General features: G+C 47.6%; 23 protein-coding genes. 12 read left to right on the top strand and 11 right to left on the bottom strand.

Going from position 1 to position 21,172, the window contains the following annotated elements:
* On the top strand, positions 1–750 hold the full coding sequence (locus tag BM049_RS02335; RefSeq protein ID WP_091528372.1) for an alpha/beta fold hydrolase: 750 nt from the start codon (positions 1–3) through the stop codon (positions 748–750).
* Between the two features lie 660 nt (positions 751–1,410).
* Here the strand turns inward: BM049_RS02335 and BM049_RS02330 are convergent.
* From BM049_RS02330 to BM049_RS02305, 6 genes are all read right to left on the bottom strand, one after another.
* Entirely contained in the window at positions 1,411–1,821 is a 411-nt protein-coding gene (locus tag BM049_RS02330; RefSeq protein WP_177188566.1) for a DUF4430 domain-containing protein, read from the bottom strand.
* A 31-nt stretch (positions 1,822–1,852) separates the two neighbouring features.
* Positions 1,853–2,407 carry an ECF transporter S component gene (locus BM049_RS02325; RefSeq protein ID WP_245751830.1) on the bottom strand — a complete coding sequence of 185 codons (555 nt, stop codon included), beginning with the start codon at positions 2,405–2,407 and terminating at the stop codon, positions 1,853–1,855.
* Between the two features lie 33 nt (positions 2,408–2,440).
* Positions 2,441–3,799, bottom strand: coding sequence for a glycyl radical enzyme family protein (locus BM049_RS02320; RefSeq protein WP_091528369.1), 1,359 nt, complete (start codon positions 3,797–3,799; stop codon positions 2,441–2,443).
* A gap of 242 nt (positions 3,800–4,041) precedes the next feature.
* Positions 4,042–4,548 (bottom strand): glycyl radical enzyme family protein, encoded by a 507-nt coding sequence (locus BM049_RS02315; protein WP_177188565.1) that lies wholly within the window; start codon positions 4,546–4,548, stop codon positions 4,042–4,044.
* A 296-nt stretch (positions 4,549–4,844) separates the two neighbouring features.
* Positions 4,845–5,276, bottom strand: a complete 432-nt coding sequence (locus BM049_RS02310) for a hypothetical protein (RefSeq protein ID WP_091528367.1) — start codon at positions 5,274–5,276, stop codon at positions 4,845–4,847.
* A gap of 189 nt (positions 5,277–5,465) precedes the next feature.
* Complete coding sequence (locus BM049_RS02305) at positions 5,466–6,449, bottom strand: aldo/keto reductase (RefSeq protein WP_091528365.1); 984 nt, start codon at positions 6,447–6,449, stop codon at positions 5,466–5,468.
* Positions 6,450–6,634: 185 nt separating this feature from the next.
* On the opposite strand from BM049_RS02305, the gene BM049_RS02300 reads away from it, so the two are divergent.
* Both BM049_RS02300 and uvrC read left to right on the top strand, forming a co-directional pair.
* A complete protein-coding gene (locus tag BM049_RS02300) occupies positions 6,635–6,892 on the top strand; it encodes a hypothetical protein (protein WP_091528363.1) in 258 nt (85 codons plus the stop codon).
* A gap of 18 nt (positions 6,893–6,910) precedes the next feature.
* Positions 6,911–8,692 (top strand): excinuclease ABC subunit UvrC, encoded by a 1,782-nt coding sequence (gene uvrC, locus BM049_RS02295; RefSeq protein WP_091528361.1) that lies wholly within the window; start codon positions 6,911–6,913, stop codon positions 8,690–8,692.
* Between the two features lie 322 nt (positions 8,693–9,014).
* On the opposite strand, the gene BM049_RS02290 is transcribed toward uvrC, so the two are convergent.
* The 3 genes from BM049_RS02290 to thiD all read right to left on the bottom strand — a co-directional run bounded on the left by BM049_RS02290 (position 9,015) and on the right by thiD (position 10,783).
* Positions 9,015–9,599, bottom strand: coding sequence for an LURP-one-related/scramblase family protein (locus BM049_RS02290; protein ID WP_091528360.1), 585 nt, complete (start codon positions 9,597–9,599; stop codon positions 9,015–9,017).
* A gap of 134 nt (positions 9,600–9,733) precedes the next feature.
* Positions 9,734–9,901 (bottom strand): YvrJ family protein, encoded by a 168-nt coding sequence (locus tag BM049_RS02285; RefSeq protein WP_091528358.1) that lies wholly within the window; start codon positions 9,899–9,901, stop codon positions 9,734–9,736.
* Positions 9,902–9,958: 57 nt separating this feature from the next.
* Positions 9,959–10,783 carry a bifunctional hydroxymethylpyrimidine kinase/phosphomethylpyrimidine kinase gene (gene thiD, locus BM049_RS02280; protein ID WP_091528356.1) on the bottom strand — a complete coding sequence of 275 codons (825 nt, stop codon included), beginning with the start codon at positions 10,781–10,783 and terminating at the stop codon, positions 9,959–9,961.
* Positions 10,784–10,925: 142 nt separating this feature from the next.
* Between thiD and BM049_RS02275 the strand changes: the two genes are divergently transcribed.
* The 3 genes from BM049_RS02275 (at position 10,926) to BM049_RS02265 (ending at position 12,937) form a co-directional block, all read left to right on the top strand.
* Complete coding sequence (locus tag BM049_RS02275) at positions 10,926–11,684, top strand: NAD-dependent protein deacylase (protein WP_091528355.1); 759 nt, start codon at positions 10,926–10,928, stop codon at positions 11,682–11,684.
* Between the two features lie 70 nt (positions 11,685–11,754).
* Complete coding sequence (locus BM049_RS02270; RefSeq protein ID WP_091528353.1) at positions 11,755–12,384, top strand: NUDIX hydrolase; 630 nt, start codon at positions 11,755–11,757, stop codon at positions 12,382–12,384.
* Between the two features lie 13 nt (positions 12,385–12,397).
* The gene (locus BM049_RS02265) at positions 12,398–12,937 is read left to right on the top strand and encodes an acyl-CoA thioesterase (protein WP_091528351.1); all 540 of its coding nucleotides are present in this window, start codon (positions 12,398–12,400) and stop codon (positions 12,935–12,937) included.
* 69 nt (positions 12,938–13,006) lie between these two features.
* Here BM049_RS02265 and BM049_RS02260 read toward each other — a convergent pair whose 3' ends face one another.
* Positions 13,007–13,891 (bottom strand): Cof-type HAD-IIB family hydrolase, encoded by an 885-nt coding sequence (locus BM049_RS02260; protein WP_091528350.1) that lies wholly within the window; start codon positions 13,889–13,891, stop codon positions 13,007–13,009.
* Positions 13,892–14,010: 119 nt separating this feature from the next.
* Between BM049_RS02260 and BM049_RS02255 the strand changes: the two genes are divergently transcribed.
* From BM049_RS02255 to BM049_RS02240, 4 genes are all read left to right on the top strand, one after another.
* Positions 14,011–14,697, top strand: coding sequence for a uracil-DNA glycosylase (locus BM049_RS02255; protein ID WP_091528348.1), 687 nt, complete (start codon positions 14,011–14,013; stop codon positions 14,695–14,697).
* A gap of 86 nt (positions 14,698–14,783) precedes the next feature.
* On the top strand, positions 14,784–15,764 hold the full coding sequence (pta, locus tag BM049_RS02250) for a phosphate acetyltransferase (protein WP_091528347.1): 981 nt from the start codon (positions 14,784–14,786) through the stop codon (positions 15,762–15,764).
* Positions 15,765–16,023: 259 nt separating this feature from the next.
* Positions 16,024–17,553: a glycerol kinase GlpK gene (gene glpK / locus BM049_RS02245; protein WP_091528345.1), complete on the top strand. Its 1,530-nt coding sequence runs from the start codon at positions 16,024–16,026 to the stop codon at positions 17,551–17,553.
* Positions 17,554–17,580: 27 nt separating this feature from the next.
* Positions 17,581–19,245: an FAD-dependent oxidoreductase gene (locus BM049_RS02240; protein ID WP_091528343.1), complete on the top strand. Its 1,665-nt coding sequence runs from the start codon at positions 17,581–17,583 to the stop codon at positions 19,243–19,245.
* Positions 19,246–19,342: 97 nt separating this feature from the next.
* Here the strand turns inward: BM049_RS02240 and BM049_RS02235 are convergent, their stop codons facing one another.
* A complete protein-coding gene (locus BM049_RS02235) occupies positions 19,343–19,546 on the bottom strand; it encodes a hypothetical protein (RefSeq protein WP_091528341.1) in 204 nt (67 codons plus the stop codon).
* A gap of 129 nt (positions 19,547–19,675) precedes the next feature.
* Between BM049_RS02235 and BM049_RS02230 the strand changes: the two genes are divergently transcribed.
* Both BM049_RS02230 and BM049_RS02225 read left to right on the top strand, forming a co-directional pair.
* A complete protein-coding gene (locus tag BM049_RS02230) occupies positions 19,676–20,092 on the top strand; it encodes an acyl-CoA thioesterase (protein WP_091528340.1) in 417 nt (138 codons plus the stop codon).
* 19 nt (positions 20,093–20,111) lie between these two features.
* Entirely contained in the window at positions 20,112–20,702 is a 591-nt protein-coding gene (locus BM049_RS02225; RefSeq protein WP_091528338.1) for a DEAD/DEAH box helicase family protein, read from the top strand.
* Positions 20,703–21,172 lie beyond the last annotated feature (470 nt).

The raw sequence follows: 21,172 nt of genomic DNA, 5'->3' as shown, positions 1-21,172 counted from the left end.
ATGAAGTTGACGATACGCAAACGTACATTAGGAACGATTCCTTTGCTGGAAGTGGTTGAAGAGGCTAAGCGGAACGATATCCTGCCGTTGATCGTTTATTATCACGGCTGGCAGTCCTCGAAGGAACTCGTGCTGACCCAGGGCCGCTATCTGGCCGAGGCAGGATTTCGGGTCCTGCTGCCGGATGCAGCCAATCACGGGGAGCGGAAACAGCCGATCACCAGGATCCCTTCACTGACTTTCTGGCAGAGCATTCACACCAATCTATTCGAATTTGGTTTCATCGTGAACCATTTCAAAAAACTGGGCGTCGTGGATGACCGGCTAGCAGTGGGCGGCGTATCGATGGGTGGGATAACGACCTGCGCGCTGCTTACGCATCATCCCGAGATTAAAGTGGCAGCCTGCATCATGGGTTCGCCTCAGCCGGCAAAATACCGGGACCGGATCATGGATCACGCTTCAAAGCTCGACCGCTTTTTCCCGCATGACTATGAATCCCTGCTGGGCTGGATACCGGCGTATGATTTGTCCTATCATCCCGAAGCGCTGGGTGACAGACCTGTATTATTCTGGCATGGCATTCATGATGTGATCGTGCCCTTTGACCACGTCGAGGAATTCGTCAAAGAGAATCCTGACAGGAATCTGACCTTTATGGAAGAGGACGAAGAACACCTTGTCAAAGTGCCGACGATGAAAGAAATCACGGCCTTTTTCGTGAAAGAAATGCTCACGCTGGATGCTTAAGGGATGTTCATGGAAATATTGCAAGGACATTGTTTTGAATCACAGAGTTGGAGAAAAAAGAGCAGGCCACTGCTGAGTGGTCTGCTCTTTTTGTCACTTTTTATATGTAGAATCGGACCTTAGCGACCAGCTGCAGCATATCCTGTCAGAAATCGTTATTCAGCTTTTAGTAAAGGTCAAAAATGCGGGAATACCTGTAGGTTTTTACTATTAGATTTCCGACTTGTCCTGTTCGGTAGATAGGGTGCTGAGACTGTCACCTAAGTGTCGAAGAAGCGGGTATTCGGTAAGTAGGAGGAAGGGAAGGAGATGTAATGACCGAAACTGGGACAGGTTCGACAGTTTGAAAACCAGTTTCCTGCCCTACTAACCGAATGGACCTGCCATTCGGTTAGTAGGGTAAACCGACAGGGCGGTAAGTACCGAACCCATACCATGTTCGGTACTTAGGAAAGAATGTGACTATCCTAAGTGCCGAATATAGGGCTGTTCGACACTTACATGAAGATGTCGGTTCAGTAACTACCGAACTTGTTAAAAACGGTCATCTTTCAAACTAAATAGACGTTACTGAACACTCTAAACGGCTTTGACAATGAAAAACACCCCGGGAATCAGTAGTCACTGCTGATTCCCGGGGTGTTTCAGTAAGTCATTGAATTAAAAAGCAGTCAGGGCCCAGATAACGACATCTCCATCTTCTGGAATAAATTCGTCTGCAGCTTCTTCAACCATCTCATCATTAGCCTCGAAGATCCACCATAAATTTTCGTCTGGATTCTGTTCGTATCCTTCGATCGCTTCGACAAAGCCTTCATCCGATACAGTAACGTCAAAGTTTTCTTCCATGATCTCCATCAGCGTGGTGTCAGGATCGACTTCGAATGACTCATTCGCGATTTCTTCCTCATCCGCATAGATAACGATATTCACTTCGTTCGTCTCATCAGAAGTTACCGGACCAGCAGGATCGGCAGGGTCATCCGTGAACATACCGTTGAAAACAAGTGCTAAGACGACCAGGATAATACCTACCCCAATAGCAATTAACGACTTCTGTTTATTTTTCATAGTCATCTTCTCCTTTTTTTATATAATCTTCTTAACTGACGTTTGAAGTGTTCTGGTCTGCCCGCTGAAAGACCCGCATGGCTATAGGATAAAGCAGCGCAAAGAATACGATGTTCCCGCCGGCATGCATGATATCATAAGGCAGACCTGACAAGTAGTAGGGAACAAAAATATTCCATCCGAAAAACGGTGCCTGAACGAGCGAGATGATCAGTCCGTATACGATCCCCAGAAAGGCAACAAAGAACTGCATCACTGGCAGCGGGAGCGCTTCATAGGAATCCTCCAGCAGCCAGGTCAGGCCGATCAGTACGGAGTAAGCCGCAAACTGAGCGATCGTCCATGGCCCCATGCCAAGATAAAAGTTGGTGAGCAGAACGGATAAGAGGGAAACGGCCAGACCGTTTTTCCAACCATAATATAACGTGATGCAGACAAGCAGCACGGTCATCGGCTGGACGTTGGGAAGAAAGGAAAAGCTCAATCTTCCCACAGAAACAAGCGTGGTCAGCAGGGCGATACGTGTCAGTGTGTACGTACGGCCTCTCGAGAACGTGGAGTGTTTACTTAATGGTGCAGATTTCACTTTTCATTCTCCTTTCTATCATTTTTTATTTGATTATCTGATTGGGCAGACACCTGACGAACAGGCTTCCATCGTTTCCAGATCAGCTTCTGTTTCACTTTTCTCAAATTGATGAAGCAGTCCGGCGTCAAACGGTCGCATGGACGCTTTGAGTTCTTCATAGGCTTCTTTCGTGCAGGCTTCATAAGGTGCCAGCGTATACGTTCCGCCGTCATGGCTCAGGAAGGAGACTCCGACAAAGTCGTTCCAGCCATCCCAGACGCGTTGTTCGGCCTGGGCCCATTCGCCCGGCTTTACATCGATCGTATTGGATGCGTTGTGTTCCACATAGTTTCTCTGGAAGCGGAAGTAGGTATCAAACTGTTCATCGACTGACGTATCTTCTTTTGTACGTTTGGCACCGCTGGCGACAGGGAAGTCGATAACAACTGTACGGGCCTGTTCGATCACTTCAGGTTTAGCCAGTTCATTCTGGTCGTAAACATTATTCGTTCCGATTTCAGCATGGATCTTCCAGCCAAGTTCTTTCGCCACTTTGACAAGGGGATCTGTTGCATTGATACGGACACGTCGGATGTAGTATGGGCTGTGACTCATGTGGACACCAGGAGAAACGCCGCCGGCCACTTGTGACAGTGTACCTTCAGGTTTGACTGTCGTAGCCAGGAGCGGTGCATTTACACGGAGTGCTTTAGCGTACGCATCTGCAGCATTGCGTGAAGCATCGCGCAGTTCGTTCATCCATTTGATCTCATCTTCTTCCGAAGCACCAACAAGGGCCAGGGCATCTTTCCAGCCGGTGACAGACGTACCGATCAGACGGTCGCGCTGCTGGATCTCGTTCCATGAATCGATTTCGAGCGGTGTCAGGGTCATACGCAGACCGATACGGGCAGACAGCTCCTGTGCACGTTTCAGTCCGTCCAGATCAAGGCTGTGTGTGCCGTCTTCGTTTTCCTGAACAAAGGCTTTCACGTTGATGGTCGTCAGGTTGCAGACGCCTTTGGAATCCAGGATGATCTCGCCGCAGGGGTTAACACCTTCAGCATTCGGACGGCGGCGACGGGCTTCTTCCATGTTGAAGAAACCAGGTTCTCCTTCAAGCTGCATCATTTCAAAGACCAGGTGAAGGAAGTCGCGCTCCGGTTTTTTCTCGAAAGCGATCGAGTTGTTGCTCATACGCCGGTGATCCAGCCCTTCACGGCGGTCACCGACAGCTTTCAAGTTGTCGAACCAGCGCGGTTTCAAGCCGGATTTTTCTAATAGCTTACCGATTTTTTTGTGATGTTCAAGCTGCTCTTCGGTCCAGATGCCGTTCATGCCGTATTTAGCGAACATGGACTCATGATCATCGGCGTCGAACAGGAATATTTCAGCGGTTCTTCTAACCATGATTATATTAGCTTTATGTTGCCATAAAGATTAGACTATCTCTTCAATAAAGGCGTTACCCTTTAAAGCTCCCCGTTTCCACCATAAAGGTGTACTCTACTCGCTTCTTCACTCGTGCCCCACAGGCAGGAGCTATGCTTTCGATAGTCGTTACAGGTTCCCTGAATACTCAAGGCTTCCCTCGGGATCGTCCATTTAGGAGTTCTCCCGATAAAGAGGAGTGTTTTTTTATGTTGGAGGCATTAGAAGATTCGTTTACCACCAACAACGACATTCGCGCCGATAAGGTTTCCGATATCCAGGATATGTACCGGACGGACGTTACCGTAGCCTTTGTCGTCAGTTTCGATCGGAGCCAGATAGGGATCGATCTCGTTTTTCAGCACCTTGTTGATGCCTTCGAACATCTCACGCAGAGGTGAAGGACCAGAAGCTGTTCCGCCAAATGTTTTCAGGCGTTCGCCTTCCGGACGGACACTGTTGTAACTGATTTTGATCGTATGGATATCCTCGTTTTCCTTTTTAGTGAGCAAGTTAAGGTATTCGTTGAGGGATTCTACCCATCCTTCTTTGGAATCCCCAACGTAGATCTTGGCATAGCCGTTCTCCATTTTGACGACTTTCGTATTTTCCAGTCGTTTTTCGACGGGAACAGGCTTGTATTCAGAATGAAGCAAAGTCGTATTCGTTCTGATCTTCGTCAAGTGTTTGATCGTTTTTCTGGTTGCTTTAAATCCTACGCCAGTCAAGCGTATACTTGGACTATATCTTACTTATGAGCGTTACCTCATAAGTCCTTGCGCTTGGCGGCACGAGTTTCACGTGACCGCTACTCTACTCAGTTATCATATGATGTCCTCGCGACAGCGCATGATCTTTTCGATAGTCTCTACACCTTCCATATCCTGTCTGAAGTCTTTCCGTTCGACGATTAAAAAGACAGAACATAGCTTGGCACGATATCAGCTTTAAAGCCTTCATCGTCAGCACACTTCCGTGCACACCCTGTTAGTACAGGTTCACAAGGTTTAAAGTCGGCACTGGGCTATTTTACCTTACCGACCATAAGCAGATAGAAAAGTTCGCCTAAATCTTCCCATGTCTCGATCGACAGGAAGGAACAGTTGAAGTTTCCTAAGGCAAAATCTTTATTGACTTTCTCATTGGCATTTCCCAGCCACAGGGTCCGTCCGGAAGTAAACTGTTTGGTATTGTAGATGTTTTCAAACAGTTCTTTGGCTTCCTTGCGCATCTGTTTCAGGTGGATGGAATAACCAATCTTTTTCAAGTGTTTGTACTCAAGGGCCATATTGTATTCGATCGCACGCTTCACTGTTTCATGCCAGTATTCTCTGCGGCCTTTGTCTTCGAGCCAGCGGGAATAGGTACGACTGTAGACGAATTCTCCGAGTTCGTTGAGCGGGTTGGGACGCGTTGCTACGTATTCTTCTACGTAGGAAGTAGGTAAAAATTCCATGTGTATAACTTCCTCTCAAATGTTTTTTTACACTATATATGGTATCAGATAAGGAACATGCATACAACATATATGTATTTATTAAATTTCTATTACAATGGATGTTCTCTATTGACATGGCTCAATGGCAATGAAAAAAGCCCTTGATCAGAAATTATGACTAAGGGCTTTTGTCAGAAAAATTAAATTTTAGTAAGGACCACGGATATGATCATGAACATTTTCCCAGTAAAAGTCATTCAGGCGTTTCAGTTCATCCTGACTGAAATCTTTGACTTCCAGCGACTTCAGGTTATCGATGACCTGTTTTTCATTCTTGAATCCGGGGATCACACTGGTCACGGCTTCCTGCTGCATGACCCATTTCAGGGCCGCACGCACGCGACTGCCACGGTCATCAGCCATCCAGGCCAGCTCCTCGCTCAATTCCACACCTTTTTCAAATGGCAGACCGCCGAACGTTTCACCGACGTTGAATGCCTGACCATCTTTGTTGAAGTTGCGGTGATCGTCTTCCTCAAAGGTATGGTCTTTAGAGAACTTGCCGGTCAGCAGGCCGCTAGCTAAAGGCACGCGGGCCAGGATACCGACGTTTCTCTCCTGTGCTTCTGGAAACAGCTCCTTGAGCGGTTTCTGTCTCAGCACGTTGAAGATGACCTGCAGCGCACTGGCATCCGTGTTGTTCAAAACGTAAAGGCCTTCTTCGTCCGTCTCGACGCTCACGCCATAGCTTCTGATCTTCCCTTCTTTCTTGAGTTTGTCAAGAATAGGGAAGACGTCTGTTTCTTTCAGCATCTGAAGGGGGGCACAGTGGATCTGGTACAGATCGATCCGCTCGCGGTCCAAACGTCGCAGACTGTCTTCCAGATAAGTCCGGATCTGCTTCTCCGAATAATTCGCCGGATCATTGACATCGCCCTGACGGATGAATTTTGTTGCGATATGGATAGAATCTTCTTTTCCTTTTGTGGCCTTGGCCAGAAGTTCTTCACTGTGTCCGCCGCCGTAGACGTCAGCGGTATCGAAAAAGTTCACGCCCGCTTCCATTGCACGATTCAAGCCTTTTAGAGCTTCTTCATCGTTATGGGAGCCCCAGCTGCCGCCGATAGCCCATGTGCCGAAACCGAGCTCGCTGATCTCCAGGCCTGAATTGCCTAATTTGTTGTATTTCATTCTATCTACTCCTTTTGTCAGTCTATGGGTAGTATACCACACAAAAAGTAAGCGGTTAACTTATTTATCTTTATTCCTGGAAAAACCTTTTCAGTATAGTCGGGCTTTTCCAGAGGCTGACAAATGTTCCCGTTTTTGGTAAAATAACGATGACTATAAGGAATACAGGAATGGGGGAGGGGAACATGGAAGAGGTCATGATAGAGTTTTATAAAGGAAAAGATGAGCAGGACTTTCTGGATAGATGGCAGGAAGAACATGACGCATTGAGTGAAGATCAGATCGATGAGCTGTATGCGGATATCGCTGATGCCATCGATGAAGCAGTGAAAAAAGGTGAACACGAACTGGGGGAGAGCTATACCTACAAAGGCGTACCGGTCGGACGATCGGACTTCAATGCTTTTTATTCCCTGTATCTATTTGAAGCGACAAAAGACTGAATGGAAGGAGGTGTTTTTTTGTCGAACGAACTGATCGAGAACAAGCTGAAACTGCTTCCGGATCTGCCGGGGTGCTATATCATGAAAAATAAACAGGACGACATCATTTATATCGGTAAAGCCAAGAATCTCAAAAACCGGGTACGCTCTTACTTCCGTGGTGAACATGAAGGGAAAACCAAGCGTCTGGTCGAGGATATCGTCGATTATGAAACGATCGTGACAGGTTCAGACAAAGAAGCCCTCCTTTTAGAAGTGACACTGATTCAAAAGCACCAGCCGAAATACAATATCCGCTTGAAACGCGGAACGAGTTATCCTTACCTGAAGATCACGAATGAACGGGATCCTCAGCTGGTTATCACATCAGAAGTGGAAAAGGATGGCGCACATTACTTTGGACCCTATCCCGATGTCTGGGCAGCGTCTGAAACCAAACAGCTGATTCAGAAAATCTATCCGCTGCGTAAGTGTAACGGGCATCAGAAACGGGCGTGTCTGTATTATCACATCGGCCAGTGTATCGGTCCCTGTGACCACGAGGTGCCGGTGGAGGAATATGAAGAGCAGATCAAACGCATCAAATCCTTCTTAAATGGCAATGTCTCGGATATCAAGCGGGATCTGAAACAGAAAATGCAGGAAGCGGCTGAAGAAATGAACTACGAACGGGCAGCTGAATTCCGGGATCAGATCTCTTATATCGAACGGACGGTAGAGAAACAGTCGATCATTTCCAATAATTATACGGCCAGAGACTTCTTCAACTATTATATGGATAAGGGCTGGATCTCCATTCAGGTCTTTTTTGTACGTCAGGCAACCCTGATCAAGCGGGAAGCGACGATGTTCCCGATCATCGATACGCCGGAAGAGGAACTGATGAGTTTCATCCTTCAGTATTATGAAGATAAAAATAATCGGAAGCCTAAAGAGGTCTATGTACCAGAAACGGTCGATACGGATCTTTTAGAAGAAGCTCTGGAAACAAAAGTCATTATTCCTCAGCGCGGACGTAAAAAAGAGCTGCTGGACTTGACGGGGAAAAACAGCGAGATTTCACTGAAGCAGAAGTTCCGTCTGATCGAGATGAAAGAACAGAAAACGACAGGGGCGATCGAAGAGCTTTCTGACGTGCTGGGTCTGCCTTATATCGAACGCATCGAGGCCTTTGACCATTCCAATATTCAGGGGACCAACCCTGTTTCAGCGATGGTCTCGTTTAAAGACGGGGTCCCGGACAAAAACAATTACCGAAAGTATAAAATCCGCACAGTGGTGGGCAGCAATGAGTTCGCGACCACTCAGGAAGTGATCCGAAGACGGTACTCGCGTCTTTTGAAAGAAAGGAAAGATATGCCTGATCTGATCCTCATGGACGGCGGAAAAGTGCAGGTCAATGCGGCGCGTGATGTGCTGGCAAACGAGTTCGGACTGGACATCCCTGTTGCTGGGATGGTCAAGGACAAGAAACACCGTACAGCTGGGCTTATTTTTGGGAACGAACTGGAGCCGGTCGTTCTGGACCCGAGAAGTCAGGCCTTTCACCTTGTCCAGCGCATACAGGAGGAAGTCCACCGGTTCGCGATCACCTTTCACAGAAATGTGAGGGGGAAAAACAGTTTCACGAGTCAGCTTGATGAGGTCGAAGGGGTCGGTCCAAAAACACGGACGAAAGTGCTGCGGCACTTCAAGTCGATGAAACGACTCCAGGATGCAGAACTTGAGGAGATTACAGCTTTAGGTATTCCTGTAAAAGTGGCGGAGCGCATCAAAGATACAGTAAAACAGAACAGCTAGAACGTGTATGGAGAGGACCTGACCTGATCAGAGCGGCACAAAAAGAGGATGCGGAAGCGGTCATCGCGTTACTCAAAATCATACTGAGGGATAGGCAGCTTCCTGTCGTGCTGAAAGTCGCCTGGCAGGATCTGGAGACGACATGCCGGTCGGGGTAGCCCGCGCGCCCAGGCCCTTTCCACATGCATGGGATTCAAAAACGGATGAGGTCGTTCTCGCAGATCACCACGATGACCCCTTGCAGAAACAGCTGTAAAAGAGACCTTCATGACCTGTCGAGGCGTATTGAGCGCTCCAGCAGTAGTCATGAGGGTCTCTGTGTTTAATCCAGCTTCTCTTTTTGAAGCAGCTTCTGTTTTAATCGCATCCAGATCGGGTGCATGAACCCGAGGCTGTATTTCTGCTGCTGTCTGCGCTTCCACACAAGTTCTCTGTTTTCGGCGTAATGATCGAGCAGAACAGTCACAGCACAAGCAACGGGCACTTCCTCTTCTTTAAGAAAGTTGACGGTATAGAATTCACCCAAATATGAAATGTTCTTGTCTATTGTCCCTATCTTTTTACCCAGATGTCTGACAGTAAAGCGTTTCTTTTCGTAATCACCAGTGATCACCCAGTTCAGTCCTGTGAGAGTGAAAAAAGGATTTTTAATCCCTCTGATCCCGGGCCGTTTTTTCAGGCTTCCGATTTTTTTGGCCTCGACATAGAAGTGAAACTTCGGAAAAACGGATAATGCCACCTGTCTGACATCGAGTAACCGCGAACCATCTATGGCAAAGACAGACAGTTTGTCAGCTACGCGTCCCCATTTGCCGACGATCAGATAAACCTCTTTTCCCGTGGGATCTGAGACGACCAGTCGGTCCTGTTTCGACATGAATTCCTGCTTTATAAATAAACGAACCATTTCTAATCACCTCGAGTACGTTTAGAATCATCCAGCTTTTTCTTTATTATAACACTAGTTGCTCAAATTATGAAAGAAGTGTGAGGACCGAAAAAGAGTGCAGCGGTTATGATACGCTGCACTCTTTTTCTTTGTTATTCGCTGCTGTGAGACATGACGGTCGTCAGTTCTTTCAGGGCAACGACGATCGCATCGATCTTGTTTTCCATCCGGTGGAGCAGAAACAGCGAAATGAAGATTGGAAAGCCGACATTCGCTATCATGTCCAGCGCCGTTGTGAACAAAGTCAATTGAGTGTCCATCGTCTTCCTCCTCTCTAACTACAATAACGGAAAAAGAGGAGCAAGTGTTACCTCCGTTTAAATGGACGACTGTCTGTTTAAACGGTAGCCGCTGTGGAAAACAGGGCCCACAAACTGATTGTATTCAAAGCCGGCTTTAATAGCTTCTGTAACGAAGTCTTTTGCTTTTCTGATAGCCTCGATCGGCTCGAGCCCCTGAGCGATACCTGCCGTGATCGCTGCGGCAAAGGTACAGCCGGCGCCGTGGTTATGGGCATTTTCAACTTTTCGGGATGTGAGCGTGACATACTCATTTCCGTCATAGACGAGATCGATCGCTTCATCGCCGGCAAGGGCCTTGCCGCCTTTGATCACGACAATTTCCGCGCCTTTCTCATGAATGATCTTGGCGGCTTTTTTCATATCATCAAGATCGAAAAGAAGCCCCAGATCGGCCAGCTGACCGGCTTCAAACAAGTTAGGGGTCGTAACGGTTGCCAATGGGATAAGCCTGTTCTTGATCGCTTCCACATTCTGCGGGTTAAGGACTTCGTCTTCGCCTTTGCAGACCATCACTGGATCAACGATTAATGGTGTCTCCGGGTGCTGTTCCATTTTATCAGCGATAACATTGACGACATCTGCATCAGGCAGCATGCCCGTCTTGGCTGCACCGATTGTCGGACCGGCAAAAGCAGTGATCAGCTGGTCTTGGACCACCTGTGCACTCATCGCGGTCACCCCGTGGCTCCAGTTGTTTTCAGGGTCCATTATAGCAATCGTCGTTAAAGCAGCGATACCATAGGTGCCGTATTCGGCAAAGGTCTTCAGGTCAGCGGCGATCCCTGCGCCCCCGCTTGCATCGTTCCCGGCAATAGTCAATGTTAAGTTTGGTTTGTTCATGATTTAACCTCCAAAATTTGATGGTAAGATACTAAATAGTAGTCAGTAATCGTATGATTACTTTACACTATAAGTATAAGGCTTATAGTGAGGATCCGCAAAACATTCAGGAAGTTTCTGCTTAAGAACAGGAGAGGATAGTATGGATGCAGTTGAATGCGCAGCAAAGTGGTTCCAAACCAGTCAGAAAGTCGCAGTGATCACCGGTGCAGGAATATCCACAGAGAGCGGGATCCCGGATTTCAGATCTGGGGAGGGATTGTACAATGAAGAAACGGAACAAGGGATTCCCATGGAAGACGTCCTCAGCTGGTCATTTTTTTCGGAGCACCCCAGAGAATTTTATCGTCTGTTCAATGAAAAACTGCTGTTTCCGGATGCCAGACCCAACACCGGTCACTTTTTTCTGAAACGGCTGGAAGACGCGGGGCATGACGTGACGATCATCACGCAGAACATCGATGGCCTCCATCAGAAAGCCGGCAGTACACGGGTGCTGGAACTGCATGGCAATGCCGGGAAAATCATAACAGAATACGGCAGCGAAAAATCCCTGGATGAAGCCGTGAGAGATGAGAAAGAAATGCGTGTGGATGGCGAATGGGCCCGTCCGGCTATTACGCTTTACGGGGAGGCATTAGACCGAAAAGTCCTGCAGGAAAGTGTGCAGGCCATAAGCGAAGCAGATATTCTGCTGGTCATGGGGACGAGTTTAAACGTGTATCCGGCGGCAGGTCTGATTTTCGAGTATAATGGAAACAGAAGTGTTTTGGTCAATAGAGAGGGTACACCGTTGAGTGATGGCTTTGCGTGCGTGTTCAGCAGACCGATCGGCGAATGGGTCGAAGAGGTGCAGCAGTACTTGGATGCTGATCAGCATACGAGTGATCGGAATGAGTAGAATATGATTGAGAGGAACAGCTGGACTGATATAATAGACTCTTAAGAAAGCTGATTAGGCAGGTGAGAATGTGATAGAAAAAATCAGTAACATTATGGCCGGGCACGTCCCGGATGCCATTACCAAACAGAGTAAATATGCTGTTTTATTACCCCTCGTACGGGTGAATGATGAGATCCATATTTTATATGAAGTGAGGAGCCACCGTGTGTCTCAGCCTGGAGAAACATCTTTTCCCGGCGGGGCTCTGGAGGCTGGAGAAACTTTCAGGGAAGCAGCGCTGAGAGAGACGGAAGAGGAGCTCGTCCTGGACCGGAAAGCCATAACCGTGCTTGGAGAAATGGACTATATAGTGAAGCAGAACCACATCATCAAGTGTTTCGTCGGATGGCTGCCAGAAGTGGATGTAGATAAACTTGAACCGAATGAAGAAGTGGAAGGGGTGTTCACGATTCCACTGACGTACTTTTTGACAATAGAGCCCAAGTACTATGAGGCACGGATGAAAATGGAACAGGATGCTGACTTTCCGGTCGAACTGATCTCCGGCGGTCAGAAATATAAATGGCGGAATGTCAACCAGCAGATTCCTTTTTATCATCTGTCAGACCATTATCTCTGGGGCTATACTGCTCACCTGACACACCGGTTCAGTGAACTGATAAAAGATGAAACAAACGAGTCAGACAATTATATATAGAAGGATGATAAAAATGACAAATGACAACCGGAAAGTATTGACCTGCAATGAGACCAGAGTCGTCCAGACCCACCGGATCCTGCCCCCTGATCTGAATGACCATCAGACCCTGTTCGGAGGTAAACTGATGAGCATGGTCGATAATACGGCCTCGATATCAGTTTCACGCCTCGCACGCACTAACGATATCGTAACGGCATCGATGGATGAACTTCATTTTATACATCCGATCAGATCGGGACATTCTGTTTGTGTGGAGTCTTACGTCACAGGAACAGGACGCACATCAGTTGAGGTCTTTGCCAAAGTTCTCGGAGAGGACTTGATAACGGGGAAACGCTACATAGCGGCGACCAGTTTCATCACATTTGTCGTTGCTGGCCTGAGTCAGGATGAGGCATTGCCGCTCATCCAGCCAGTAGATAAGGAAGAACAGATGATCTGCGGCAATTATCAGGACCGCCGGCAGAGACGTCTGGCAGACCGTCAGGCCAATGAAAAACTAGTCGAAGCCATTTCGATTTTACCACCCTGGATCAAAGAAAAAAGTTAGTGACTCGAGCAAACAAAAAAGGCCACGATAAGAAGTGGCCTTACGTCAATATTTTCTCCGATAAGGATATTACTCTGTAGACATTTTTCCGCTCAATACACGTGAGATGGCTTCAGCCACCCCGTTCTGACGATTGCTGGACGTCTCGAAGCGGGCTGCTTCTTTCGCTTCAGGTTCAGCATTCGCGACAGCAACTGAATAGCCGGCCCATTCAAGCATGGAGAGGTCATTGAGGTTGTCGCCGATCGTCATGACTTCATCGGCTTTGATGCCGAGCTGTTTAGCCAGCTGCGCCACAGCAATACCTTTTTGAGCCGCTGCGTGATTGATTTCCAGGTTACGTTTACTGGATGCAGTAATGGCCAGATCTGGTATCTCGCGATGCAGCTCTTCTCTGAGCGGACCTAACACCTCTCGCCCCTTGCTGGAATGAACGGAGACCTTGAGAATGATGGCACTGTTGTCACTGATGATCTCCTGATAATCATCGACAAAATTTATCTGCAGTTTTTCTGCATAACCAGCTGCATTTTCCAAGGCTTCTTCATAAGTCGTGTCCGGGTTCATGTCATAAATCATCATGGCAAGCATTTCCAGCCGTTTGTCTTTATTATCAGAAAAGATCCCTTTGTTTGTCATGAGTTCTTCATGTATATCGTTATAGTCGGAAAAAATCGACAGCATCTTTCTGACGGTACTTTTTTCCAGTCCCCGATTGTAGCGGTTATTGCCGTCTGCATCAAAGTACTGAGCCCCGTTCTGGGCGATCAGGGGACACTTTATCCCATTTTCTTCCAGCACAGGAGAGGCAAGCGGATAATCCCGTCCGGTCGCAATGGCAAAGTGGATGCCCTGGCTTTGTACCCGTTTGATGGCCGAGACATTGGCCTGGCTGATTTCCATTTCTTCATCAAGTAAGGTACCGTCCATATCTGAAACGATCAATTTTATCATGTGTGTGCTCCTTTTCTTCTTCATAATCATCTAAGACTAGCATACCAAAAAAAGAGCGGCAGGGCATGAAGATTATCTATTATTTGAACAGAATAATGAAAAAAGAAAGGAGAATGACAATGGCGATACCTGTAGAAAATGACTGGAAACCCATTCTGGAAAGAGCGGCAGAAAAGGAATCATATCGGGCGCTGAGAGCGTTCCTGAAAGAAGAATTTGAAACGACATCGGTCTATCCGAAAAAAGAAAACATCTGGCAGGCCTTTCAGTGGACGCCTTACCACAAAGTAAAAGTCGTCCTGCTGGGGCAGGATCCTTATCATGGTGAAAATCAGGCTCACGGTCTCAGTTTTTCCGTCAATCCGGAGGCAGCCATTCCACCGTCCCTGCGCAATATGTATAAGGAACTGGAAAGTGATCTGGGTATTCCGCCGGCTCCGCATGGGTATCTGAAGAAGTGGGCAGAAGAAGGGGTGCTGCTCTTAAACACAGTCTTGACTGTCCGAAAAGGCGAAGCGCATTCGCATCAGAAAAAGGGCTGGGAAGATTTGACAGATGAGGTGATCCGGGCGTTGAATGAACGTGAAAAACCGGTCGTCTTCCTGTTATGGGGCAACGCGGCCAAAGCGAAACAAAAGATGATCGATGAAGATAAACATGCCGTCATCACTTCAGCCCACCCCAGTCCCTTGTCCGCCTACAGGGGGTTCTTTGGGTCAGAACCCTTTTCTAAAACGAACGAAGCTCTGAAAGAAATGGGAGAAGAACCGATCGACTGGAGACTTCCTGAAAAAGCGGAGCTATAAGTAAAACTTCAAGGAGTATACTGTAAATTATTGACTGAAAGTGGTAAGATTGAATATGTAGAAAAACAACAATGGAGGGAAAACCCGTGGAATTATTTGACAGTTTAAAAAGCAAGATCAAAGGAAAAGACCTGAAGATCGTCTTTCCTGAAGCAACGGATGAACGTATTTTAGGAGCAGTCGTTCGTTTGTACCACGATGAATTACTCACACCTATTCTGATTGGAGACAGGGATGAAGTATTAGGCGTAGCTAAAGAACACGGCTTCGACTTGACCGGTATCGATATCGTGAACCCGCATGCCTATGATGAATACGATGAAATGGTCAATGCCTTTGTCGAACGCCGCAAAGGCAAGGCAACAGAAGAGCAGGCAAGAGAGCAGCTTCGCGATGTCAACTATTTTGGAACGATGCTTGTTTATATGGATAAAGCAGACGGTCTTGTCAGTGGAGCGATCCATTCGACCGGTGATACAGTCAGACCTGCCCTCCAGATCATCAAAACTCGTCCAGGCGTCAGCCGTACCTCCGGCGCATTCATTATGCTGCGTGGCCGCGGCCAGGAAAAATATGTCTTCTCTGACTGCGCGATCAATCCGAACCCGGATGCTCAGGTGTTGGCAGAAATCGCTGTGGAGAGTGCCCGTACAGCTAAGATGTTCGATATCGATCCAAAAGTCGCATTATTGAGCTTCTCTTCTAAAGGGTCTGCCCAAGCTCCGGAAGTTGAAAAAGTACAGGAAGCCACACGTATCGCTAAAGAAATGGCTCCTGAATTCGAGATCGACGGTGAACTTCAGTTTGATGCTGCCTTTGTTTCTTCAGTCGCTAAGCAGAAAGCTCCTGATTCAAACGTCGCCGGCCAGGCAACTGTCTTTGTTTTCCCTGAATTGCAGTCAGGAAACATTGGCTATAAAATCGCTCAGCGTTTCGGTAACTTTGAAGCCGTCGGACCTATCTTGCAGGGTCTGAACAAGCCGATCTCCGACTTGTCCCGTGGTTCTGTAGAAGAAGATGTTTATAAAACAGCCATCATCACTGCCAACCAGGCGATCCAGGACTAAGCTGTCTCAGTAGAATGAAAATTTAACAGATATAAAATCACAAGTGCCCCTTTATCATTATTGGTGATGGGGCACTTGTGGTTTTATATATAGGCCGTTTAAGAAGTCGTTCAATAAAACAGCAACAGTTGGCGGTCTAAGGTCTCTTGTGTAGGGGGAAAAATCTGTGTGTGCAGGCCAAATAAATAGCTTGTCTTTTTTTTATAGTGTTATACTGAGTTTAAACTAACGTTTCTCATAAAAAGGAGTCGATAGCACAGTGGCCGATTATATTATGGCAATAGATCAGGGAACGACCAGTACACGCGCAATTATTTTTGATAAAGAGGGAGATCCGAGATGGACCTCTCAGAAAGAGATCACGCAGCACTTCCCAGAGCCCGGCTGGGTGGAACACGATGCGAATGAGATCTGGCTGAAAACGCTTCAAGTCATCGCCAGCGTTATGATCGAAGCAGAGCTGGAACCTGAAGAACTGGACAGTATCGGGATCACGAACCAGCGGGAGACCACCATCATCTGGGACAAGGAAACAGGCGAGCCGATCTATCATGCAGTAGTCTGGCAATCCAAACAGACCTCAGGGATAGCTCAACAGCTGATCAAAGACGGACATAAAGAGATGATCCATAAAAAAACAGGGCTGATCGTCGATTCCTATTTCTCGGCCACAAAAATCAAATGGATACTGGATAAAGTGGAGGGGTCAAGAGAACGGGCTGAAAAAGGTGAACTGTTATTTGGAACGGTCGATACCTGGCTGCTCTGGAAACTGACAGGCGGTGAAGTCCATGCGACCGACTACTCGAATGCCAGCCGGACCATGCTCTATAACATCTACGAGATGCAGTGGGACAGAGATATTCTGAAGCTCCTGGACATCCCGGAGAAAATGCTGCCTGAAGTAAGGGAGTCTTCGGGGATATTCGGTAAAACGATGGAAGCCGTCTTTAAAGGCCACCGGGTGATTATTGCCGGAATGGCCGGGGACCAGCAGGCTGCCTTGTTTGGACAGACAGCTTTTGAAAAAGGGATGGTCAAAAATACGTATGGCACCGGCGCGTTTATCATCATGAATACCGGCAAGGAGCCGATTCAATCGGAGAATGGGCTTTTGACGACGTTAGCGTATGGGCTGGATGGGGAGATCACGTATGCCCTGGAAGGGGCTATCTTCGTGGCCGGTTCGGCGATCCAGTGGCTGAGGGATGGTCTGCGTATGTTCAGGGAGGCCCCTAAATCAGAAAAGTATGCCATGCGCGTAGCCGGCACAGATAACGTTTATGTGGTCCCGGCATTCACTGGACTCGGTGCACCCCACTGGGATCAGGATGCACGGGGGGCTGTCTTTGGTCTGACGAGAGGCACATCGAAGGAACACTTTGTCAGGGCTACACTGGAGTCGCTCGCTTATCAGACACGAGATGTCGTTGATGCAATGAATGAAGATGCCGGGCTTAAAACGAAGACCATGCGTGTGGATGGCGGGGCCAGCATGAACGAGTTTCTCATGCAGTTCCAGGCAGATATCCTTGATGTCACCATCGAACGCTCGAAAATCATGGAAACGACAGCCCTTGGCGCCATTTACCTGGCGGGGCTGGCTACCGGTTTCTTTAAAGATCTGGATGAGATCAAGGAGAAATGGGAAAAGGCCGGAACCTACGAGCCGCATATGTCAGAAGAGGAGCGGGAAGATCTTTATGAAGGCTGGCAGGCTGCCGTAAAAGCGACCCGTGCCTTCAAGTTCAAACCGAAAAAATTCGATAAGAAAGATGACGCGCAATAAAATTTGAGAGAAAGGGCTGACAGCCATATGACTTTTTCAGCTCAGACAAGAAAATCGACGATCGAACAATTAAAAAAACAAACGCTGGACCTGCTGATCATCGGAGGCGGAATCACAGGCGCAGGCCTGGCTTTACAGGGGGCCGCACGGGGAAGCCAAGTAGGCCTTGTTGAAATGCAGGACTTTGCCGGAGGAACGAGCAGCCGGTCAACAAAACTGGTCCACGGCGGTCTGCGTTATCTGAAGAAGTTTGAAGTGGAGCTGGTAGCGGATGTCGCAAAGGAACGGGCGGTCATTGCCAGGAATGCCCCGCATATCGTTCAGCCGGATTATATGCTGATGCCTGTGTATGATGAACCCGGGGCCTCGTTCAATACCTTCTCTGCCGAAGTCGCTTTGCACTTGTATGATTATTTGGCTGAAGTGGACGAGACATGGCGGCATTATCTAACTGAGAAAGCAGAAGTGATGGAAGATGAACCGTCACTGAAAGCAGAAAACCTCTTGGCCGGCGGCTATTATCTGGATTACATAAATGATGATGCCCGCCTGACGATAGAGACAGTCAAGAAAGCCCATGAATCGGGGGCCTGGCTGGCAAACTATGTCAAAGCGGTGGGGTTTGTGTATGATGATAAAGGTCAGATCAAAGGGATCAAAGCCATGGACACCTTGAGTGATGAGAGTTTTGACATCAAAGCTTCCGTGGTGGTCAATGCAACGGGGCCCTGGTCAGACGAACTCCGAAAAAAACAGAGGGATGAGAACGAAAAGAAAATGTACCCGACTAAAGGGGTGCACTTTGTCGTGGACCATGAGAAACTGCCTGTGAAACGGGCGATCTACACGGACACGGGGCTGGGTGACAATCGGATGATCTTCGTGATCCCCAGAGGGAATAAAACGTATTTTGGGACGACGGATACCCCTTTTGAGGGTCCGTATGAAGATCCTGAGATCACACAGGAAGACATCGATTATCTGCTCAAAGCTGTCAATCACCGGTTTAATGTGGCTGATCTGTCCCTTGCCGACATTGAATCGAGCTGGGCAGGGCTGCGGCCGCTGATCAGGGATGAAGATAACAGTGACCCTTCCGGTATATCCAGAGGCCATGAGGTCTTTTTATCAGATGACGGTCTGATCACCATCGCGGGAGGGAAGTTGACTGATTATCGTGGAATGGCAGAAGATACCTTTACACTGATCGACCAGCAGTGGCAAAAGGAGGGGATAAGCTATCCGGCTAAAGATACAAAAGAGATCCGGCTTTCGGGTGGAGACGTGGAAGGAACGGTGCCCGACTTTATTTCTGCAAAACGGGCTCGTGGGGTGTTTCTGGGTCTGGATGAGGCAGAAGCGGATTACCTCGCTGACTGGTATGGGTCGAATATCGACAAGGTGTATGACTTGGCGGATAAAGCAAAAGCCATGGACATACCGCTCCTGGATGCCCTCCAGTTAGCATACGGACTGGCGTATGAAATGGTCATGACGCCCGAAGACTTTTTTGGGAGACGAACGGATTCTCTGCTGTTCAATATCGACAAACTGGAACGTCTGAAAAGACCGGTCCTGTTATACATGGAAAGTGAATTGGGCTGGAGCCGTCAGGAGAGAGAAAGCTGGTCAAGTCATTTGACTGAACAAGTCGCAGCAAAAAAACTGGTGCACTTAAAAAATAATAAGTGAGAAAGTATGCCAAAAACCGTTTTAAATAACCTTTTTCTTACCTGAACATAAAAATAACGGCAGAGTCAGTTTAGAGACTGTGCCGTTTGTATATGAATTAATAAGAAACACTGTCGAAAAGCAGTGCAATAATTGCCAATCCCACCGCAGTGATGTTCATTTGCTTGGTGTCTGCTTTCAAGAAGAAACCGATAATACCTAACACGATAGCGACGATCGACATGATCGTTGCCTGCCAGAAAAAACCGACGATGGCAGCAAGGATCGCTACCCAGCCTATAATTGTTCCCATTGTATTCATTCTTTTCGCCTCCTTACCTTTTGATAGTGATAAGTTACACAAATCATTCTCACTGTAAATTTTACCATAAAAGACCCGTTTTGTGCTACACTAGGATGCAATAATATATAAAAGTTAGGGGATGCTGTAATGGATATTTACAGGCATAAAGTACATTATTACGAAACAGATCAGATGCAGATCGTGCATCATTCCAATTACATAAGATGGTTTGAAGAAGCCCGTACGCATTTGATGGACAAGATCGGCTTCAGCTATCAGCGGATGGAAGATGAGGGTATTGTCATTCCTGTGCTGGGCGTGAATGCAGAATACAAGACCATGTCGCGCTACGGTGAAACGGTAGAGATCGAAGCCACAGTCAAGCAGTTCAGCGGTGTCAAGCTGATCGTGGCTTATGTGGTAAGAGATCAGAAAACTCAGGCTGTCCGTGCTTTGGGAGAAACAAAGCATGCGTTTCTGGACAAGGCGACCTATCGCCCGCTGTCACTGAAACGCAAACATAAGGAACTCTACAACTTGTTCAACGGGATGGTCAGAGAATAAAAGAGAAGGGGGGCGGGAGATGGAACTGATTTTGATCGTAGGACCACAAGCAGTAGGGAAAATGACAGTCGGACTGGAGCTGGAGAAACTGATCGATGCGGAGCTCTTATTCAATCACCAGACCATAGATTTATTTGCCCGGTTTTTAGGCTACACATCAGACACCTTTCAGTTGTCCGAAAAGGTCCGGCTCGATTTGTTCAAGGCGTTCACCTCTAATGAAGAGACGAATGCAGCCAAAGGGATCATCTTTACGGTCGTGGCCGGCTTTGATCTGGACAATGACTGGAAAGTGATGGAAAGCTGGATCGAGCTGTTCAAACACGCCCAGGGTCGTGTTTATTTTATCGAATTAGAGGCTGATCTGGAAGAACGACTGAAACGCAACACGCATGAAGAACGGCTGTCTGCCAAACCATCCAAACGGGATATTGCCTTCTCAAGAAACGAACTCCTGGAAAGTTCCAGGAGTCACCGCTTGAATTCTTATGAGGGGGAAGTTGAAAAGCGACTCCCGTTCGTCAACTATATAAAAATAAATAACACCTCACTGAAAGCTTCCCAAACAGCAAAAGTGATCCACGAGTGGATGCTAAGTGTGGGCTACTGATTCTTAAGAGGTACTGTGCTGACTGAGACGGATCATCCTGTCAGCAGGAACAGAACTGTATTGCTTTATTTTTCTGATTGTTTAAAGCGCAGAGAACAAACGCACCTCTTTCTATGCCGAGATTATGTTTTCTCAGAGTGAAAAAGACAAAGTCACGATAAGAAACCAGCTGAGCTTGTCATTCCAGAAAGAAAACGACGAGGCCGCATAAGGAAAGTACGCGGGGCCTGTCTTACGGAGAAAAAGTACTTAATTTTTATATGTAGAATGCGTGAATCAGTCGGTTTGGGAACAGAAATGTCGCACTCAGGCAAGCGGAGACTCGCGAGTGAACAGTTTGAGAACAGAAATGTCGCACTCAGGCAGGCGGAGACTCGCGAGTGAACAGTTTGAGAACAGAAATGTCGTACTCAGGCAAGCGGAGACTCGCGAGTGAACAGTTTGAGAACAGAAATATCGCACTCAGGCAA

Origin of the sequence: Alkalibacterium subtropicum, assembly GCF_900112455.1 — a bacterium.
Taxonomy (GTDB): domain Bacteria; phylum Bacillota; class Bacilli; order Lactobacillales; family Carnobacteriaceae_A; genus Alkalibacterium; species Alkalibacterium subtropicum.
This window is presented reverse-complemented; position numbering and strand designations above follow the sequence as displayed.

What these genes read in the sequence shown, in the direction of transcription:
- BM049_RS02335 (WP_091528372.1), top strand. Translation starts at nt 1, where the DNA reads ATGAAGTTGACGATACGCAAACGTACATTAGGAACGATTCCTTTGCTG.
- BM049_RS02330 (WP_177188566.1), bottom strand. Translation starts at nt 1,821, where the DNA reads ATGAAAAATAAACAGAAGTCGTTAATTGCTATTGGGGTAGGTATTATC.
- BM049_RS02320 (WP_091528369.1), bottom strand. Translation starts at nt 3,799, where the DNA reads ATGGTTAGAAGAACCGCTGAAATATTCCTGTTCGACGCCGATGATCAT.
- BM049_RS02310 (WP_091528367.1), bottom strand. Translation starts at nt 5,276, where the DNA reads ATGGAATTTTTACCTACTTCCTACGTAGAAGAATACGTAGCAACGCGT.
- BM049_RS02305 (WP_091528365.1), bottom strand. Translation starts at nt 6,449, where the DNA reads ATGAAATACAACAAATTAGGCAATTCAGGCCTGGAGATCAGCGAGCTC.
- BM049_RS02300 (WP_091528363.1), top strand. Translation starts at nt 6,635, where the DNA reads ATGGAAGAGGTCATGATAGAGTTTTATAAAGGAAAAGATGAGCAGGAC.
- BM049_RS02290 (WP_091528360.1), bottom strand. Translation starts at nt 9,599, where the DNA reads ATGGTTCGTTTATTTATAAAGCAGGAATTCATGTCGAAACAGGACCGA.
- BM049_RS02285 (WP_091528358.1), bottom strand. Translation starts at nt 9,901, where the DNA reads ATGGACACTCAATTGACTTTGTTCACAACGGCGCTGGACATGATAGCG.
- thiD (WP_091528356.1), bottom strand. Translation starts at nt 10,783, where the DNA reads ATGAACAAACCAAACTTAACATTGACTATTGCCGGGAACGATGCAAGC.
- BM049_RS02275 (WP_091528355.1), top strand. Translation starts at nt 10,926, where the DNA reads ATGGATGCAGTTGAATGCGCAGCAAAGTGGTTCCAAACCAGTCAGAAA.
- BM049_RS02265 (WP_091528351.1), top strand. Translation starts at nt 12,398, where the DNA reads ATGACAAATGACAACCGGAAAGTATTGACCTGCAATGAGACCAGAGTC.
- BM049_RS02260 (WP_091528350.1), bottom strand. Translation starts at nt 13,891, where the DNA reads ATGATAAAATTGATCGTTTCAGATATGGACGGTACCTTACTTGATGAA.
- BM049_RS02255 (WP_091528348.1), top strand. Translation starts at nt 14,011, where the DNA reads ATGGCGATACCTGTAGAAAATGACTGGAAACCCATTCTGGAAAGAGCG.
- BM049_RS02240 (WP_091528343.1), top strand. Translation starts at nt 17,581, where the DNA reads ATGACTTTTTCAGCTCAGACAAGAAAATCGACGATCGAACAATTAAAA.
- BM049_RS02235 (WP_091528341.1), bottom strand. Translation starts at nt 19,546, where the DNA reads ATGAATACAATGGGAACAATTATAGGCTGGGTAGCGATCCTTGCTGCC.
- BM049_RS02230 (WP_091528340.1), top strand. Translation starts at nt 19,676, where the DNA reads ATGGATATTTACAGGCATAAAGTACATTATTACGAAACAGATCAGATG.
- BM049_RS02225 (WP_091528338.1), top strand. Translation starts at nt 20,112, where the DNA reads ATGGAACTGATTTTGATCGTAGGACCACAAGCAGTAGGGAAAATGACA.